Raw genomic sequence first — 17381 nt, forward strand, 5'->3', positions numbered from 1 at the left:
GCATCCAAAGCGCTTTCAATTATGTATCATCTGGCGCGCTTGACTCAAGAAAAATCGCTCCATATTTCCCGATAGACGTTGCTGCGCTGCGATATCTAGCAATGTTCACCGCGGGTTTTCGCGAATTGACTTGACTCCATTCCCCCGAAAGTGAAATGAGTTGGGTGTCAAAGCGCTTTGAAATTTCTTTTGGAGGGAATTCGGCGCGGTTGGGATTGTGATGGGAGGTTGATCACATGAAAAAGTCATTTTTGATGGGCGTTGCCGTGGCAGCGCTTTTTGCCGGTACTGCGTCTGCAGCCGATCTGAAATTTGCCCCGGGACAGGATGCCAAGTTCAACTGGAAGAGCTATGACGAATTCAAGGCTGCTCATGCCGATCTGAAGGGCCAGCCGCTGACGATCTTCGGGCCGTGGCGCGGCGAGGACGAGGCGTTCTTCCAGAGCGTTCTTGCCTACTTCACCGAAGCCACCGGCATCGATGTCAAATACTCCTCTTCCGAAAACTACGAACAGCAGATCGTCATCGACACGCAGGCAGGCTCGCCGCCGAATATCGCCGTTCTGCCGCAGCCGGGCCTCCTGGCCGATCTCGCCAGCAAGGGCTTCCTGACGCCGCTCGGCGACGACAACTCCAAGTGGATCAAGGACAATTACGGCGCCGGCGACAGCTGGGTCGGTTACGGCACCTACAAGGGCAAGGACGGCAAGGAAGCCTTCTACGCCTTCCCGTATAAGGCCGACGTAAAATCGCTGGTCTGGTATGTTCCGGAGAACTTCGAGGAAGCCGGCTACAAGATCCCGACGACCATGGAAGAACTGCATGCCCTGACCGACCAGATCGTCAAGGATGGCGGCGTTCCCTGGTGCATCGGCCTTGGTTCCGGCGGCGCCACCGGCTGGCCGGCGACCGACTGGGTCGAGGACATCATGCTGCGCATGCAGCCACCGGAAGCCTACGACAAGTGGACGACCAACGAGCTGAAGTTCACCGATCCGGCCGTCGTTGCCGCGATCGACGAGTTCGGCAAGTTCGCCAAGAACGCCAAATACGTCGATGGCGGCGTCGCGGCCGTGGCCTCGACCGATTTCCGCGACAGCCCGAAGGGCCTCTTCGCGGTTCCTCCGAAGTGCTACATGCACCATCAGGCGTCGTTCATTCCGTCCTTCTTCCCTGAGGGCACGAAGCTCGGCCAGGATGCCGACTTCTTCTACATGCCGACCTTTGCGTCGCATCCCGAACTCGGCAAGCCGGTTCTCGGCGCCGGCACGCTCGTCTCGATCGCCAAGGACTCGAAGACGGCCCGCGCCTTCATCGACTTCCTGAAGACCCCGATCGCGCATGAGGTCTGGATGGCGCAGTCGAGCTTCCTGACGCCGTATAAGGGCGTCAGCACCGAGGCCTATGCCAACCCGCAGATGAAGAAGGAAGGCGAGATTCTAACCTCCGCCACCACCTTCCGCTTCGACGGTTCCGACCTGATGCCGGGCAAGATCGGCGCCGGCGCCTTCTGGACGGGCATGGTCGATTTCGTCGGCGGCAAGTCCGCTGAAGAGGCTGCAGGCGAAATCCAGAGCGCCTGGGACGGCATCAAGTAATCTTTCAAAATTATGCCGCCGGCTTGCCGGCGGCATGGCTTGCATGACTGGCCGGGCTCGCAAAGAGCCCGGCCATCGCAGGATATATTGTGATTGGGCAACACAAAAAGATTGACGGTGACCGGCGCTGATCCGTCAGCATAACAACCGGTCGGAATAAGATCAGGGGAAGCAGGGGAGGGACGAAATGCTGTCGCAGATAGTGTCCGCTTTGGGCGTCGTGGTCGTCGCCGTTTTCGCGTGCTCGGCCTATTTCTATTTTTCGAACAAGATTCTGGATCTCGCTCTGCCGGTGAAGGATGGCGACATTCGCGCCGCATCGCGCAATCTCAACCGTCGTGCGCTCGTCCGGCCGTGGTTGTTCATCGGCCCGGCGCTCTTCCTGCTTATCGTCTATCTCGTCTATCCCGTCGTTGCGACCTTCATCCTCTCCTTCTACGACCGCGCCGGTCTGCAGTTCGTCGGCCTCGCCAATTACAAATGGGCGCTCGGCGACCGCGAATTCCGCCAGTCGATCTTCAACAACATCCTCTGGCTGGCCGTCGTGCCGGCCGCCTGCACCTTCTTCGGCCTCGTCATCGCCGTGATGACCGATCGCATCTGGTGGGGCAATATCGCCAAGAGCATCGTTTTCATGCCTATGGCGATCTCCTTCGTCGGCGCCTCGGTCATCTGGAAATTCATCTATGAATATCGCGGCGGCAACGACGTCCAGATCGGCCTGTTGAACGCCATCGTCCAGACTTTCGGCGGAACGCCCGAGGTGTGGATCTCCATTCCCTTCTGGAACAACTTCTTCCTGATGGTCATCCTGATCTGGATCCAGACCGGTTTTGCCATGGTCATCCTGTCGGCCGCCCTTCGCGGCATTCCGGAAGAGACGATCGAAGCCGCCGTTATCGACGGCGCCAATGGCTGGCAGATCTTCTGGCGCATCATGGTGCCGCAGGTCTGGGGTTCCATCGCCGTCGTCTGGACGACGATCACCATCCTCGTCCTCAAGGTCTTCGACATCGTGCTGACCATGACCAACGGCCAGTGGCAGACGATGGTGCTGGCGAATCTGATGTTCGACTGGATGTTCCGCGGCGGCGGCGATTCCGGCCGAAGTGCGGTGATCGCCATCATCATCATGCTCGCCGTCACGCCGATCATGGTCTGGAACGTGCGCCGCGCCAATCGCGAACTGAAGGGGCACTGAGATGACCGCTATCGGAAGCTACTTCAAGATCGGCCCCGCCCGCCTCTTCGTTCACGCAGCCGTCCTGCTGATCGTCATCGTCTGGCTGATCCCGACACTCGGCATCTTCGTCAGCGCGCTGCGCGACAAGGACCAGATCGTCGTCTCCGGCTGGTGGACGGCCTTCGTCGGCTCGACCCAGACGGCCGCGGTCCGCCTCGGTACACCCGACCAGCAAAAGCAGGAGGGTGCGACCTACGTCATCTCGGGCAATGTGTTGGAAGGCCAGACCGGCCGTGCCGTGAAGGCCTTCGGCAACCGCATACAGCAGCCGGCCGCCTTCAAGGCCGGCGAGACCGCCGATCTCGGTGACGGTGAAACGCTGCAGATCAACAGCGACGGCAGTTATCGCTATGTGAAGAATGCCGCCTTCTCGCCCGACGAACGCCCGAAGCGCATCTATGCGTCCGTCTCCGCGCCGCCGGAATTCACCATGCAGAACTACAACACAGTTCTGACCGGCGAGGGCATCGGCCAGTCCTTCATCAACTCGCTGACCGTGACGATCCCGGCGACGATCATCCCGATCCTGATTGCCGCTTTCGCCGCCTATGCCCTGAGTTGGATGGAGTTTCCCGGCCGCGGGCTGCTGATTGCGCTCGTCGTCGGCCTCATCGTCGTGCCGCTGCAGATGTCGCTGATCCCGCTGCTGCGTCTCTATAACGAAATCGGCAATATGCTCGGCCAGCCGTCGAAGACCTATCCCGGCATCTGGCTGGCCCATACCGCCTTCGGCATGCCGCTCGCCATCTATCTCTTGCGGGCCTATATTGCCGGCCTGCCGAAGGAGATCATCGAATCGGCCCGCGTCGACGGCGCGAGCGATTTCGAGATCTTCGTCCGCATCGTTTTGCCTCTGTCCTTCCCGGCACTCGCCTCCTTCGCCATCTTCCAGTTCCTGTGGGTGTGGAACGACCTGCTCGTCGCCATGGTCTTCCTCGGCACCGACAAGGACCACCTCGTGCTGACCGGCAGCCTGAACGCGCTGCTCGGCTCTCGCGGCGGCAATTGGGAGATTTTGACGGCGTCGGCCTTCGTCACCATCATCGTGCCGTTGCTCGTCTTCTTCGGGCTGCAGCGTTACCTGGTGCGCGGTCTGCTGGCGGGTTCGGTCAAGGGAGGCTGACCATTCCCGACCGTGACTTCAAACAGGATATTCCATGAACGTGGCTTCTCAATCGATCTCGACCCCCGACAAGGACTGGTGGCGCGGCGCAGTGATCTATCAGATCTACCCGCGCTCCTACCAGGATTCGAACGGCGACGGCATCGGCGATCTGAAGGGCATCACCGCCCGGCTGCCGCATGTGGCAAGCCTTGGCGTCGATGCAATCTGGATCTCGCCCTTCTTCACCTCGCCGATGCGCGATTTCGGTTATGACGTTTCCGACTACGAGAATGTCGATTCGATCTTCGGCACGTTGGTGGATTTCGACACGATGATATCAGAGGCTCATCGCCTTGGCATCCGGGTGATGATCGACCTCGTCATCTCCCACAGCTCGGATCAGCATCCCTGGTTCGTGCAGAGCCGATCGAGCAAGACCAACGCCAAGGCCGACTGGTATGTCTGGGCCGACGCCAAGCCGGATGGTACGCCGCCGAACAACTGGCTGTCGATCTTCGGCGGCTCGGCATGGGCGTGGGATCCGACGCGCATGCAATACTACCTGCACAATTTCCTGACCTCGCAGCCGGACATGAACCTGCATAACCCGGAGGTGCAGGACCGTCTGCTGGATGTCGTGCGCTTCTGGCTCAATCGCGGCGTCGACGGCTTCCGCCTCGACACCATCAACTTCTATTTCCATGACACGCAACTGCGCGACAATCCGGCGCTTGCTCCTGAGCGCCGCAACGCCTCGACGGCGCCGGCAGTTAATCCCTATAATTTTCAGGAGCATCTCTACGACAAGAACCGCCCGGAGAACCTTGCCTTCCTGAAGCGCTTCCGCGCCGTTCTCGAGGAATTCCCGGCGATCGCCGCCGTCGGGGAAGTCGGCGATAGCCAGCGCGGCCTTGAAATCGTCGGTGAATACACCTCCGGCAACGACAAGATGCATATGTGCTATGCCTTCGAATTCCTGGCGCCCGATCCGCTGACGCCGGAGCGCGTCGAGGAGGTGATGCAGGATTTCGAAGCCGCCGCACCCGATGGCTGGGCCTGCTGGGCCTTCTCCAATCACGACGTCATGCGCCATGTCAGCCGTTGGGGCGGGCTGGTCGCCGATCACGACGCCTTCGCCAAGCTCTATGCCTCGTTGCTGATGACCATGCGCGGCTCCGTCTGCCTCTATCAGGGCGAGGAACTGGCGTTGACCGAGGCCGATCTCGCCTATCAGGATCTGCAGGACCCCTATGGCATCCAGTTCTGGCCGGAATTCAAGGGCCGCGACGGCTGCCGCACGCCAATGGTCTGGGACAGCCAGGTCGCCCAGGGCGGCTTCTCGACGGTCAAGCCCTGGTTGCCGGTGCCGGTCGAGCATATCCTGCGTGCCGTCAGCGTCCAGCTGGGCGATGAGACTTCGGTGCTGGAGCACTATCGCCGCTTCATCGCCTTCCGCAAGCTGCACCCGGCTTTTGCCAAGGGCGAGATCGAATTCGAGGAACAACAGGGCGATAGCCTGGTCTTCACCCGTGAATACGGCAATGAGAAGCTGCTCTGCATCTTCAACATGAGTCCGGCCGAGGCCGCCGTCATTCTGCCTGCTGGAGAATGGCAGGCATTGACGGGCCACGGCTTTACCAGCAACAACTATGGCGACAAGATCGATATTCCGGCCTGGGGGGCGTATTTCGCCCGTCTTGCCTAGATCAGGATGATTTTAGGCCCGATCGGCCTAAAATCTGAATCCTGATCTAAATCAAAGAAATAGAGCACTGATGCCGAAAACGGCGCACACTTTTCGGCATCATGCTCTGGGAACACAGGCCTAAGGAACACAGGGGAGAGAGAAATGACTGGACTGACGCTGAAGGATATCCGCAAATCCTACGGTTCCGTGGACGTTCTCCATGGTATCGACCTCGATATCAAGCAGGGCGAATTCATCGTCTTCGTCGGTCCGTCCGGCTGTGGCAAGTCCACGCTTCTGCGCATGATCGCCGGCCTCGAGGCGATCACCGGCGGTGAGATGTATATCGACGGCCATCTCGTCAATGACGTGCCGCCCTCCAAGCGCGGCATCGCCATGGTCTTCCAGTCCTATGCGCTCTACCCGCATATGACCGTGTTCGACAACATGGCTTTCGGCATGAAGATCGCCGGCGAAAGCAAGCAGGAAATCGACCGCCGCGTCCGGGCGGCGGCCGAGAGCCTGCAGCTGACCAAATATCTCGATCGCCTGCCGAAGGCGCTTTCCGGCGGTCAGCGCCAGCGCGTGGCGATCGGCCGGGCCATCTGCCGCGATCCGAAGGTCTTCCTCTTCGACGAGCCGCTCTCCAACCTCGATGCCGCGCTGCGCGTCGCGACCCGTATCGAGATCGCCCGCCTGAACGAACAGATGGCCGATACGACGATGATCTACGTGACCCACGACCAGGTCGAGGCAATGACGCTCGCCGATCGCATTGTCGTTCTCTCAGCCGGCAATATCGAGCAGGTCGGCGCGCCGCTGGACCTCTACGAGCGCCCGGCAAACCTCTTCGTCGCGAAATTCATCGGCTCGCCGGCGATGAACATCATTCCGGCGACGGTCGCCGGAACCGGAAGCCAGACGACGGTGACGCTGACCGGCGGCATGTCGGTGACCCTTGATGTGGCAACCGACGCGTCGGAAATGGGCAAGCAGGCAAGCTTCGGCGTTCGTCCGGAGGATCTCCGGGTTGCCGATGGCGGTGACTACCTTTTCGAAGGTGAAGTGTCGATCGTCGAAGCGCTGGGTGAAGTGACGTTGCTTTATATCGAGGGCCTGGTTCCGGGCGAGCCGATCGTCGTCAAGCTGCCCGGCATCTATGATGTGAAGAAGGGACAGAGGATGCGGTTTGCCGCTGACAGGCAGAAGTTGCATCTCTTTGACGCAACCGGCCATACCTACCGGAAGTGAGGCGGCCATTTTTGGGGTGATGGCCCCAAGAATTGTGCGGGACGGGCCTAATTCTCACTTTCTGTTAAAGATCGGCTGCTACCTTTTCCTCGTCAATTTATGAGGGGGATAAGCACGTGGCCGCTTCCAATCCGTCACAGCCAAAATCTCATTTCCTGAGCAAGGAAGAATCCTTCATGTATGACCGCGAGGCGCGGTTCAAGATGGAGGACACCATGAACGCCGCGCGCATCGAATATACGGAAAAGGGCGTCATGCATGCGGCTTCGCGCCGCTGCGACATTGTCCGGATTTCGATGAGCAGCGCGACGCTCGCAATCTTGACCCAGTTCAGCCTGCCGAAGCAGTTCTATCTGGATATTCCGGATGCCCGCATCACCAAGGTCGGCTGCCTGCTGATGAAGGTCAACGCCAACAATACGATCGATGTCCGCTTCCTGCGCCTGCTGACGCAGAAGGAGCTGAACAAGATCTTCGTCTACAGCACCCATCCGGCGCACCGCGACTACGTTCTCGATATTCGAGCCTAAAGCCGCGTCCACCAGGACGTGTGAATGGCTCACTACTTGAGCAAGCAGATTTAAATCAAAAACCCGCGGGGGTGAACTGACCCCCGAAAGTTGGACATCCACCTTCGGGGGTTTTGCATGTCCAATCACAGCCTGGCTTTTAAGCTTTCTGTTGTGGAGTTTTATGAGAAGGGCGAGCGTAGTGCTCGGGAGGTCGGCGCGCACTTCGCGGTAGACCATGGGACGGTTCGCAAATGGGTAGCAAGCTATGAGGCGCATGGGGTTCCAGGTCTTGCGAAGAAGTTCAGCCACTACGATGCAGCATTCAAGCTATCGGTTCTCCAGCGGATGTGGAAGGATGGGCTCTCCTACCGCCAGACGGCGGCGCTGTTCGACATCCGCAATAAGGGTTGCCTTTCGGATTGGGAGCGACGCTACGAGACTGGTGGGATTGATGCACTGACCTCACGCCGCAAAGGAGGCCCCCGATCGATGTCCGAGCCGCCGATCCCCCGGGAGCCGCAAGCTTTGCAGAGCGACGAGGCGAAGAGCCGCGAAGAACTGCTGTCGGAACTGAACTATCTGCGCATGGAGAACGACTACCTAAAAAAACTCGAGGCCTTAACGCGCAAGCAACCAGCGCTCAAAAAGCGCAAGTCGTCCAGGCGTTAAGGCCACTCTATCCGCTTGACGACGTGCTGAAGCTTTCGGGCCTTTCCCGCAGCACGTTCTACTACCGGCAAAGGATGTCGCAGCTGGCCGACAGGCATGCTGCGCTCAAGGACAGGATCAAAGCCATCTTCGAGGCTCACAAGGGCTGCTACGGCTATCGCCGGGTGACGGCGGCGATCCGCCAGCTCGGGCAGACGGTCAATCATAAGACGGTCCAGCGCCTGATGGTCGAGATGGGATTGAAATCGCTGGTACGGCCGAAGAAATACCGCTCCTACAAAGGTGACGTCGGGCGCACAGCCCCCGACCTCGTCAAACGGCAGTTCACTGCGCAGGCAGCCAATCAGAAATGGGTCACCGACGTCACCGAGTTCAAGGTCGCCGGCGAGAAGCTCTATCTCTCGCCGGTCATGGACCTCTACAATGGCGAGATCATCGCCTACGAGACGACCACAAGGCCGGTCTTCAAACTGGTGGAAAGCATGTTGAACAAAGCCTTGAGCCGGCTGGGGAGCAATGACAAGCCGATCCTGCACTCCGATCAGGGATGGCACTACCAGATGCCAGCCTATCAGCGACAGCTTCAAAAATGCGGCATCGCCCAGAGCATGTCACGCAAAGGCAATTGCCTCGACAACGCCGCCATGGAAAGCTTCTTTGCCACCCTTAAATCCGAGCTCTTTCATCCCAATCGCTTCGTCAGCATCAAAAGCCTGAAAGACGGCATCGACGACTACATCCACTACTACAATCATCAGCGCATCAAGTTGAAACTCAAAGGGCTGAGCCCTGTGCAATACAGAACTCAGCCCTTAAATCTAACCAGCCTTTAAACCGTCCAACTTATTGGGGTCAGTTCAGGGCTTCAGGCTCCCCGCGGGTTTTTGTTTGCCAGAAGCCACCCACTCAGTGGTGGAAGAGCACGCTTGCACCCTGGTCCGAAGGTCCGACGGCGCGGCGGAAAGGCGCGAAGAGCTCGCGGCCCATGCCGAATTCATTGTCGGAGAGATCGACGGTCACCGGCTCCCGCTCGGCCAAATCAGCCGCATCGACGAGCAGCTCGAGCGTGCCCTTGATCGCGTCCAGCCGAATGATGTCGCCTTCGCGGATGCGGGCGATAGGACCGCCGTCGACCGCTTCCGGCGTGACGTGGATCGCTGCCGGCACTTTGCCGGATGCGCCAGACATGCGCCCGTCGGTCAAGAGCGCCACGCGGAAGCCGCGATCCTGCAGCACGCCGAGCGGCGGCGTCAGCTTGTGCAGTTCCGGCATGCCGTTCGCCTTCGGGCCCTGGAAGCGCACGACGGCGATGAAATCGCGGTTGAGCTTGCCTTCCTTGAAAGCGTCCTGCAGCTCCTGCTGGCTGTGGAAGATGATCGCCGGCGCCTCGATGATGTGGCGTTCCGGCTTGACGGCGGATATTTTGATGACCGCCTTGCCGAGATTGCCGCGCAGCATCTTCAGCCCGCCATTCGCCTGGAACGGCGTCTCAATGCTGGAGAGCACTTTGGGATCGACGCTTTTGTCTGGCGATGCCTCGCGCAGGACGGCACCATTTTCGCCGAGACGGGCATCGACCGTATAGGCTTGGAGACCCTGGCCGAAGACCGTGCGCACGTCGTCATGCACCAGTCCGTGCTTCAAGAGTTCCTTGATGAGGAAACCCATGCCGCCGGCCGCCTGGAAATGGTTCACATCGGCAAGGCCGTTCGGGTAGACGCGGGCAAGCAGCGGGACGATTTCCGAAAGCTCGGCGATGTCCTGCCAGGTGAGCTGGATGCCGGCTGCCCGCGCCATGGCGACGAGGTGCAGCGTATGATTGGTCGAACCGCCGGTCGCATGCAGGCCGACGACGCCGTTGACGACCGAGCGCTCGTCGATCATTTCGCCCGCCGGCGTGAATTCGTTGCCGAGCGCGGTGATCGCCAGCGCCCGCTTCGCGGCTTCGCGTGTCAGCGCTTCGCGCAACGGCGTGCCGGGATTGATGAAGGACGACCCGGGCATGTGGAAGCCCATGATCTCCATCAGCATCTGGTTGGAATTGGCGGTGCCGTAGAAGGTGCAGGTGCCTGGGCCGTGATAGGATTTCGATTCCGCCTCCAGCAGTTCGGCGCGTCCGACCTTGCCCTCGGCGAAGAGCTGGCGCACACGCGACTTCTCATCGTTCGGCAGGCCTGTGGTCATCGGACCGGCCGGAACGAAGATCGACGGCAGGTGCCCGAAGGACAGGGCAGCGATCACGAGGCCGGGCACGATCTTGTCGCAGACGCCGAGGAAGAGGGCGGCATCGAACATATTGTGCGACAGGCCGACGCCCGCCGACATGGCGATCAGGTCGCGCGAGAAGAGCGAGAGCTCCATACCCGGCTGTCCCTGGGTGACGCCGTCGCACATCGCCGGCACGCCGCCTGCCACCTGCGCCACACCGCCTGCTTCGGCTGCCGCCTCGCGGATGATTGCCGGATAGGTCTCGAATGGCTGGTGGGCTGAGAGCATGTCGTTATAGGCGGTGATGATGCCGAGATTGGGGATGCGGTCGCCGGCGAGCGCATCCTTGTCGGCGGGGGAACAGACCGCGAAGCCATGGGCAAGATTGGCGCATCCGAGCACTGAGCGCGCGACACCCTTGGAAGCGGCGGCGCGCAGCCGTTCCAGGTAGCGCTCGCGGCTTGGCTTCGAGCGTTCGACGATGCGATCGGTGATCGCAGAAATGCGTGCGTGAGCGGACATGGAAAATCCCTGCCTTGTTCGTTGTCTCTATCTGTTTCGGCGGCTCTGGCCTGAATCTCAATCCGGATGACGGCTGATCAGGGAGCCCAGTAGATCTCGACCGGGGAAGTGGCCCGGCGCAGAACGGCGCGGATCGGCATTTCTGCCTCGTCACCGCTGCCTTCCGCCTTGGCGAGAACGTCTTTTTTGCCTTCGCCCTCAATATGGAGAACCAGGAGTGCGGCATCCTCAAGACTGGAGAAGGTGAAGGTCAGGCGCGGCTCGCCGGCTCCTTCAGCTTCCATGGTGATGATGCCGCGCGGCGTCGATGCATCGAGCGCTTTGGCAAGATTGCTGCCGCCGGGAAAGAACGAGGCCGTGTGGCCATCGCCGCCCATGCCGAGGATGACGGTGTCGAAGGGGGAACTGATCGCCTTGGTCTTCTCGGTCGCGAGCAAGGCTGCCTCCTCCACCGAAGCCACATCCTGATAGAGCGGCAGGAAGTGTGCCGCCTTTGCCTTGTTCTGCAGCAGATTGGCGTCGACCAGCAAATGGTTCGAGCGCGCATTGTCGGCCGGCACGAAGCGTTCGTCGACAAGGGTGATCGTCACCTTGTCCCAGGCGATGTCGCGCGTCGAAAGCACCTGGAAGAAGGCCTTCGGCGTGGAGCCGCCGGAAACGGCGATGGACGCCGTTCCACGAGCGGCGATCGCCGCCGAAAGCGTATCCGCGACCTTGTCGGCGAGGCTGCCGGCGAGGTCTGCGGCGCTGGCGAAGGAATGCAGGGTCGATGCCATCGGTTTCGTCCTAGATCTCGTCATGCCAGGTACGGCCGTCGCGCTCGATCAGCGCGATGGCCTGGCTCGGGCCCCAGGTGCCGGCCGTATAGCCCTGCACCTGCTGGCCGGTCGTTTCCCAACCCTTGAGGATCGGATCCACCCATTTCCATGCGGCTTCGACTTCGTCGCGGCGCATGAACAAGGTCTGGTTGGAGCGGATCACGTCCATCAGCAGGCGCTCGTAGGCGTCGGGATTGCGGACGTTGAAGGCCTGGGCGAAGCTCATGTCGAGCGACACGTTGCGCAGACGCATGCCGCCCGGGCCCGGATCCTTGATCATCAGCGACTGCTTGACGCCCTCATCCGGCTGCAGGCGGATGATCAGCTGGTTGGCAACGATGCGCCCGGCCGCCTGATCGAAGATCGCATGCGGGATCGGCTTGAAGGTGATGACGATCTCGGACATGCGCCCCGTCAGGCGCTTGCCGGTGCGGATGTAGAAAGGCACGCCCGCCCAGCGCCAGTTGTTGATCTCGGCCTTGATGGCAACGAAGGTCTCGGTATTCGACACGCCGCCTTCGAGCTCTTCGAGGTAGCCCTTGACCGGGCCGCTGCCCGATGCGCCGGCGCGATACTGGCCGCGGACCGTCGCCTGCTCGACGTTTGAGGCATTGAGCGGCTTCAGCGCGCGCAGCACTTTCAGCTTCTCGTCGCGAACGGCTTCCGAATCCATCGACGAGGGCACTTCCATCGCTGTCAGGCAGAGCAGCTGCAGGATGTGGTTCTGCACCATGTCGCGCAGCGCGCCAGCCGTATCGTAATAGCCGGCGCGGCCTTCGAGGCCGACCGATTCAGCTACGGTGATCTGCACGTGGTCGATGTAGTTGGCGTTCCACAATGGCTCATAGAGCGCGTTGGCAAAACGCAGCGCCATCAGGTTCTGCACCGTCTCCTTGCCGAGATAATGGTCGATGCGGAAGATCTGTTCTTCCTTGAAGGCACGGCCGATCGTGTCGTTGAGCTGCAGCGCCGAGGCGAGGTCGCGGCCGATCGGCTTCTCGACGACGATGCGGGTCGATTTGGTGATCAGCTTGTGGTCATGGATCTTCTGCGAGATGTCGCCGAAGATGCCCGGAGCGACGGCCAGATAGAAGGCGCGCACGCGATCCTTGCCTTCGTCGAGCAGCTTCTTCAGCTGATCCCAGCCGGCATCCGTGCGGGCGTCGACCGAGACGTAGTAGAGGCGGGCACAGAATTTCTCCACCTCCGCCTCGTCGTATTCACCCTTCTTCAGGTGCTCGTTCAGCGCGTCCTTGGCGAATTTGCGGTATTCCTCGTGCGTCAAAGGGCTGCGCGAGGCGCCGATCACGCGGGTCGGTTCCGAAAACTGGCCTTCGATCTGGCGATGATACAGCGCGGGCAGAAGCTTGCGTTCTGCAAGGTCGCCGCTGCCGCCGAAGACGACATAATCAAAGGGCTCAACGGGAATGATTTGGCTGCTCATGAGCTTGTCTCTCAATCAAGGCTGGTTGGCGGCCCTTTTAATCTAATCGATTTAAAAAAGCCAGTGTGCAGTGCAATGAATCTCTCAGGAACCGGTTTTAGAGCGAATTTCCGGAAGAGGAAATCCGCAATCGGACTAAAACTTGTCGCGAAGCGCAAACCACGACAAGGCGAGGAAAAGCAACGGTGCGCGCATGCGGGCCCCGCCGGGAAAGGCGGGAATATCGAGCGATGTGAAGAGATCGAGATCGCCGGATTTTCCAAGCACCGTTTCCGCGTAGAGCTTGCCACAGTAGTTTGACAGCATGACGCCATGGCCGGAATAACCGCCGATCGAGATGACCCCGGGCATGACCTCGCGCACGAAGGGCTGACGCGGCATGGTGATGCCGACGCTGCCGCCCCAGGCATGGGTGATGTCAATGTTCTTCAGATCAGGATAGATTTCGGCGATCTGTCGGCGGATGTGCTGCGAAATGTCCCGCGGGTTGTCCGACGTATAGGCCTCACGCCCGCCGAACAGCAGTCGGCCGTCCCCGAATTTGCGGAAGTAGCGCACGACGAAGCGCGAATCGGCCACAGCCTCGCCCCCCGGCAGTACACCGGGATGCCCGTCGAGCGGCGCCGTGGCGCCGATGAAGGAGCGGATCGGCATGACATGGCTTGCCGTCACTGGTTCGAGGCCGTCGATATAGCCGTCGCAGGCGATCAGCGCGCGCTCAGTGGTGATCGTTCCCCTTTCGGTTTCGATCGTCACCTTGCCGCCGCCCTGGCGGATCGCCGTTGCCTTGGTCATCTCGAAGATTTCAGCACCGGCATTGGCAGCGACCCGCGCGAGCCCGACCAGCAGCTTCAGCGGATGGATGTGGCCGGTCCCGACATCGCGCACGCCGCAATGGAAACGCTTCGAGCCGAGCCTTTCCTGCGTTTCCTTCTCGTCCATGAAGCGCAGATGCGGATAGTCGTAGCGGAAGGCGGCGATCTCGGCATTTTCGTAATAGGCGCGTTTGTAGCTCGCCTTGTGTGCGACGTTGAGCTGGCCGGGCACATAGTCGATCTCGATCTGATGCTCGCGGGCGAAATCGATGAGATGGCGCTTGGCCGCCTCGGCAAGATCGAACAGCGCCTTCGAGCGTTCGTAGCCGATCTTCTCCTCGAGTTCTTCCGGCCACCATCGCTGGCCGGTGCCGAGTTGGCCGCCATTGCGCCCGGACGCCCCGTCGCCGAAGCGGCAGGCCTCGATCAGCACCACCGAAACGCCTGATTTGGCAAGATTATAGGCGGCCTGCAGGCCGGTATAGCCGCCGCCGACGATGGCGACGTCACATGTTCTCGAGCCGTCGAGAGCGGCATAGGTCGGCCGCTCCCCTACGGTTGCCTGATACCAGGATAGCCCGGGCGCGATCGGGCTCTGCCATGTCTCCTGCGATGCCATGATAGTCCCTCACACATTGAGCAGAAGGAATTCCCGCTCCCAGGGGCTGATCACCTGCATGAAGGTCTCGAACTCGCCGCGCTTGACGCCGGCATAAAGGCCGATGAACTGCTTGCCGAACATCTCCTCGAAAGCGGGTTCGTCCTCGAGCAGCGCCACGGCTTCCAGCAGGCCGCGCGGCAGATCGATCGAGCCCTCATTGGCCGAATCTTCCGTCGGCGCCGTCGGCTCGATCTCCTTCATGATGCCGAGCAGGCCGGAGGCGAGCGAGGCGGCGAGTGCGAGATAGGGGTTGGCGTCCGAGCTCGGCAGCCGGTTTTCCACGCGCCGCGCCTGTGGATCGGAAACCGGAACGCGGAAAGCCGTCGTCCGGTTGTCGTAGCCCCAGGCATTGTTGACGGGGCAGGACATATCCGGCTGCAAGCGCCGGTAGGAATTCACATAGGGCGCAAGCATCGCCATCGCACTCGGCACGAATTTCTGCATGCCGCCGATGAAATGGAAGAATTCCTTTGAAGCCGATCCGTCGGGATTGGAGAAGATGTTCTTGCCCGTCTCGATATTGACCACCGACTGATGGATATGCATCGCCGAACCCGGCTGGCCCTGCATCGGCTTGGCCATGAAAGTCGCGTAGATGTCGTGCTTCAGCGCCGCCTCGCGGATCGTCCGCTTGAACAGGAAAACCTGGTCGGCAAGTTCGATCGGATTGCCGTGGCGCAGGTTGATCTCGAGCTGCGCCGGTCCCTCTTCGTGGATCAGCGTATCGATCTCCAGCCCCTGCTTCTCCGAGAAATGATAGACGTCGTCGATCAGCTCGTCGAACTCATTGATGCCGGCGATCGAATAGCCCTGACCGCCGAGGATCGAGCGGCCGGACCGGCCTTTGGGCGGGTGCAGCGGATAGTCGGGATCGTCGTTCTTGGCGACGAGATAGAATTCGATCTCAGGCGCCACGATCGGTTTCCAGCCGCGTTCGTGATAGAGGCTCATGATGCGCTTCAGCACGTTGCGCGGCGTGTAGGGCACTTCGCCGCCGTCCGAATCGACGATATCGCAGATCACCTGCGCCGTCGGGTCGGTCTCCCAAGGCACGACTGAAAGCGTCGAAAGGTCGGGCATCAGCTTCAGGTCGCTGTCGCGCGGCTCGTAGCGGAAGCTCTCCGTCTCGTCGGGATATTCGCCCGATATCGTATGCCGGTAGATTGCCGAAGGCAGCGCCAGCGACGTGTTCGAGGTGAATTTCGAGCTCGGCATCATCTTGCCGCGCGCAACGCCGGCAAGGTCCGGCGTGATGCATTCGATGTCTTCGATGCCTCTGTCCCTCAGCCACCGCGCTGCTTCCTTCCAGTTCGCAACGCCACGCAGGGATCCGGGTTCCGGGGGAGTTTTCTTCGAGGCGGGTACGTTTCTGGCAGGTTTCAGCGTCGTCTTTTTTGGGGACATGACACACCGGTTTGTGTTGATCGTGGCACCATCATAACCAGACTTTGCCAATTGGCGAGGGGTGGCAAACGTTGACTTTCGCCCTTTGATGGAAAAAGAAGACGTGATTTTGATCGGGGAAACGGATTTGCAGCGCAAAAGCGACGTCATCGTCATCGGCGCCGGGGCGGCGGGCATGATGGCGGCCATTGGCGCGGGAAAACGCGGTCGCTCGGTCGTGGTCCTCGACCATGCCAGGGCGCCTGGCGAGAAGATCCGCATATCGGGCGGCGGCCGCTGCAATTTTACCAATATCCATGCCGGACCGAAGAATTTCCTCTCCGCCAACCCGCATTTCTGCAAATCGGCGCTCGCTCGTTTCACACCTGCCGATTTCATCGCCATGGTCGACCGGCATGGCATTGCCTGGCACGAAAAGACGCTCGGCCAGCTTTTCTGCGACGATAGCGCCAAAGACATCATCCGCATGCTGCTGGCGGAGATGCGCATGGCCGGTGCGGTGCTGCATCTCGGCACCGAGATATCAGGTGTCGAAAAGACCGAAGTCGGCTTCCGCGTATCGACCGGCGAAGGTCATTATGAAGCGGTATCGCTGATCGTCGCCGCCGGGGGCAAGTCGATCCCGAAGATGGGTGCAACTGGTTTTGCCTATCGCCTTGCCGAGCAGTTCGGCTTGCCCGTGCTCGAAACCCGGCCCGGCCTCGTGCCGCTGACGCTCGATCCCGGCCTGCTGGAAAGCATCGCCCCGCTCGCCGGCATCGCCGCCCCGGCCGAAATTCGCCATGGCAGGACCGGCTTCCGCGAAGCGCTGCTCTTCACCCATCGCGGGCTGAGCGGCCCGGCCATCCTGCAGATTTCTTCCTATTGGCGCGAGGGCGACGAGATCGTGGTCGCCATCGAACCGGATATCGATATTGCGGCGCATTTGAAGACGGCAAAGCAGCTCAATGGCCGCCAGTCGCCGCAGACAGCCCTTGGCGACATCCTGCCGAAGCGGCTCGCACAATTTCTCGTCGAACGCGAAAAGATTTCCGGCAACATGGCCGACCTGCCAGACAAGGCGCTGCTGCGTCTTGCCGCTGGCGTCCAGAATTGGGCGGTCAAACCGTCCGGCTCGGAAGGTTATCGCACCGCCGAAGTGACGCTCGGCGGCATCGACACGGCAGCGCTCGATTCACGCAGCATGGAAGCAAAAGCTGTGCCCGGGCTCTATTTCATCGGTGAATGCGTCGACGTCACCGGCTGGCTTGGCGGCTATAATTTCCAGTGGGCCTGGGCCTCCGGTTTTGCCGCCGGTGAATGGGCCTGATGCATGTCGCCCAAAAGTGCTCAGCGGTTTTGAGATAACGACTTGCATGAGGCCGAGGAGCACAGCGCTGATCAGAAAGCAAAGACCTAAAGCGCGTCGCATGATTCCGATTCAACGCGACGTGCTTTAGAAAAG

Annotated in this window: 13 protein-coding genes; 8 read left to right on the top strand and 5 right to left on the bottom strand. The window is 60.7% G+C overall.

Translation table 11 applies throughout. The features are described from left to right. Positions 1–236 precede the first annotated feature (236 nt). From U5G49_RS01905 to U5G49_RS01935, 7 genes are all read left to right on the top strand, one after another. Entirely contained in the window at positions 237–1598 is a 1362-nt protein-coding gene (locus tag U5G49_RS01905; RefSeq protein WP_018244840.1) for an ABC transporter substrate-binding protein, read from the top strand. Positions 1599–1785: 187 nt separating this feature from the next. Next, on the top strand, positions 1786–2799 hold the full coding sequence (locus U5G49_RS01910) for a carbohydrate ABC transporter permease (protein ID WP_018445795.1): 1014 nt from the start codon (positions 1786–1788) through the stop codon (positions 2797–2799). A gap of 1 nt (position 2800) precedes the next feature. Then, positions 2801–3964 (top strand): carbohydrate ABC transporter permease, encoded by a 1164-nt coding sequence (locus U5G49_RS01915; RefSeq protein ID WP_193446821.1) that lies wholly within the window; start codon positions 2801–2803, stop codon positions 3962–3964. Between the two features lie 34 nt (positions 3965–3998). Then, entirely contained in the window at positions 3999–5651 is a 1653-nt protein-coding gene (gene bglA, locus U5G49_RS01920; RefSeq protein WP_018445793.1) for a beta-galactosidase BglA, read from the top strand. Between the two features lie 144 nt (positions 5652–5795). Continuing rightward, on the top strand, positions 5796–6884 hold the full coding sequence (locus U5G49_RS01925; protein ID WP_018244844.1) for an ABC transporter ATP-binding protein: 1089 nt from the start codon (positions 5796–5798) through the stop codon (positions 6882–6884). A 176-nt stretch (positions 6885–7060) separates the two neighbouring features. Then, on the top strand, positions 7061–7414 hold the full coding sequence (locus U5G49_RS01930) for a hypothetical protein (RefSeq protein ID WP_018445791.1): 354 nt from the start codon (positions 7061–7063) through the stop codon (positions 7412–7414). 117 nt (positions 7415–7531) lie between these two features. Further along, a protein-coding gene (locus U5G49_RS01935) for an IS3 family transposase (protein WP_370090368.1) occupies positions 7532–8898 on the top strand; the annotation gives its coding sequence in 2 pieces (ribosomal slippage) (positions 7532–8009 and positions 8009–8898; 1368 coding nt in all). Positions 8899–8971: 73 nt separating this feature from the next. Here U5G49_RS01935 and edd read toward each other — a convergent pair. The 5 genes from edd to U5G49_RS01960 all read right to left on the bottom strand — a co-directional run bounded on the left by edd (position 8972) and on the right by U5G49_RS01960 (position 15937). After that, positions 8972–10795, bottom strand: a complete 1824-nt coding sequence (edd, locus tag U5G49_RS01940) for a phosphogluconate dehydratase (RefSeq protein WP_193446677.1) — start codon at positions 10793–10795, stop codon at positions 8972–8974. A gap of 77 nt (positions 10796–10872) precedes the next feature. Continuing rightward, complete coding sequence (gene pgl / locus U5G49_RS01945) at positions 10873–11571, bottom strand: 6-phosphogluconolactonase (protein ID WP_130715643.1); 699 nt, start codon at positions 11569–11571, stop codon at positions 10873–10875. A 10-nt stretch (positions 11572–11581) separates the two neighbouring features. Beyond that, the gene (gene zwf, locus U5G49_RS01950) at positions 11582–13057 is read right to left on the bottom strand and encodes a glucose-6-phosphate dehydrogenase (RefSeq protein WP_018244847.1); all 1476 of its coding nucleotides are present in this window, start codon (positions 13055–13057) and stop codon (positions 11582–11584) included. Between the two features lie 135 nt (positions 13058–13192). Then, positions 13193–14491 carry an NAD(P)/FAD-dependent oxidoreductase gene (locus tag U5G49_RS01955; RefSeq protein WP_193446676.1) on the bottom strand — a complete coding sequence of 433 codons (1299 nt, stop codon included), beginning with the start codon at positions 14489–14491 and terminating at the stop codon, positions 13193–13195. 9 nt (positions 14492–14500) lie between these two features. Then, a complete protein-coding gene (locus U5G49_RS01960; protein ID WP_018244849.1) occupies positions 14501–15937 on the bottom strand; it encodes a glutamine synthetase family protein in 1437 nt (478 codons plus the stop codon). Positions 15938–16025: 88 nt separating this feature from the next. On the opposite strand from U5G49_RS01960, the gene U5G49_RS01965 reads away from it, so the two are divergent. Continuing rightward, a complete protein-coding gene (locus U5G49_RS01965) occupies positions 16026–17246 on the top strand; it encodes a BaiN/RdsA family NAD(P)/FAD-dependent oxidoreductase (protein WP_193446675.1) in 1221 nt (406 codons plus the stop codon). Positions 17247–17381 lie beyond the last annotated feature (135 nt).

Source organism: Rhizobium indigoferae (assembly GCF_034554815.1).
Taxonomy (GTDB): Bacteria; Pseudomonadota; Alphaproteobacteria; order Rhizobiales; family Rhizobiaceae; genus Rhizobium; species Rhizobium leguminosarum.

Excerpts from the sequence above, each read along its gene's own strand:
- U5G49_RS01910 (WP_018445795.1), top strand. The coding sequence starts at position 1,786 with ATGCTGTCGCAGATAGTGTCCGCTTTGGGCGTCGTGGTCGTCGCCGTT.
- U5G49_RS01955 (WP_193446676.1), bottom strand. The coding sequence starts at position 14,491 with ATGGCATCGCAGGAGACATGGCAGAGCCCGATCGCGCCCGGGCTATCC.
- U5G49_RS01925 (WP_018244844.1), top strand. The coding sequence starts at position 5,796 with ATGACTGGACTGACGCTGAAGGATATCCGCAAATCCTACGGTTCCGTG.
- bglA (WP_018445793.1), top strand. The coding sequence starts at position 3,999 with ATGAACGTGGCTTCTCAATCGATCTCGACCCCCGACAAGGACTGGTGG.
- U5G49_RS01905 (WP_018244840.1), top strand. The coding sequence starts at position 237 with ATGAAAAAGTCATTTTTGATGGGCGTTGCCGTGGCAGCGCTTTTTGCC.
- U5G49_RS01915 (WP_193446821.1), top strand. The coding sequence starts at position 2,801 with ATGACCGCTATCGGAAGCTACTTCAAGATCGGCCCCGCCCGCCTCTTC.
- zwf (WP_018244847.1), bottom strand. The coding sequence starts at position 13,057 with ATGAGCAGCCAAATCATTCCCGTTGAGCCCTTTGATTATGTCGTCTTC.
- U5G49_RS01965 (WP_193446675.1), top strand. The coding sequence starts at position 16,026 with ATGGAAAAAGAAGACGTGATTTTGATCGGGGAAACGGATTTGCAGCGC.
- U5G49_RS01930 (WP_018445791.1), top strand. The coding sequence starts at position 7,061 with ATGTATGACCGCGAGGCGCGGTTCAAGATGGAGGACACCATGAACGCC.
- edd (WP_193446677.1), bottom strand. The coding sequence starts at position 10,795 with ATGTCCGCTCACGCACGCATTTCTGCGATCACCGATCGCATCGTCGAA.
- pgl (WP_130715643.1), bottom strand. The coding sequence starts at position 11,571 with ATGGCATCGACCCTGCATTCCTTCGCCAGCGCCGCAGACCTCGCCGGC.
- U5G49_RS01960 (WP_018244849.1), bottom strand. The coding sequence starts at position 15,937 with ATGTCCCCAAAAAAGACGACGCTGAAACCTGCCAGAAACGTACCCGCC.